Origin of the sequence: Ochrobactrum sp. SFR4 (assembly GCF_019730395.1) — a bacterium.
Classification (GTDB): domain Bacteria; phylum Pseudomonadota; class Alphaproteobacteria; order Rhizobiales; family Rhizobiaceae; genus Pseudochrobactrum.
Genome location: NZ_JAAPBB010000283.1, coordinates 1 through 402, shown reverse-complemented (window position 1 = coordinate 402; position 402 = coordinate 1). Strand labels below are relative to the sequence as shown.

Annotated in this window: 1 protein-coding gene; it reads right to left on the bottom strand. The window is 55.0% G+C overall.

Going from position 1 to position 402, the window contains the following annotated elements:
- Positions 1–402: AAA family ATPase (locus HBA93_RS18995; RefSeq protein ID WP_221724339.1), on the bottom strand; the 402-nt coding region annotated here is incomplete at both ends.

The following is a 402-nucleotide window of genomic DNA, read 5'->3' as shown; positions in this document are numbered from 1 at the left end:
CATTGCGGTGCGCCAGCATCAGCACATCAGCACCGACCTCCCAATCGCGCGACCAATTATCGATCAAATGACTGCGGGCTGTCTGACTATCTGGCTCAAGGTGCACCATATCATTTTCGATATAGCGAGCGATAGCTTCCGCATTACGCCCGCTGCCGAAATCAATGGTCGCTTCCTGCATCCATGTTTCACGCTGACGGCGAACACCGGCAAGCTCAACATATCCCACATCATCCGCGATTGCTCGAAATGCGGCGCCTGCCGCAATAGGCTGAAGCTGTCTGGCATCGCCAAGGAGGATCAGCTTTGCCCCCGCATCCTGAACCTTGCTGACAAAACTTTCCATCTGAGACGAGCCGACCATTCCGGCTTCGTCCAGCACAAAAATATCACCGGCCTGCA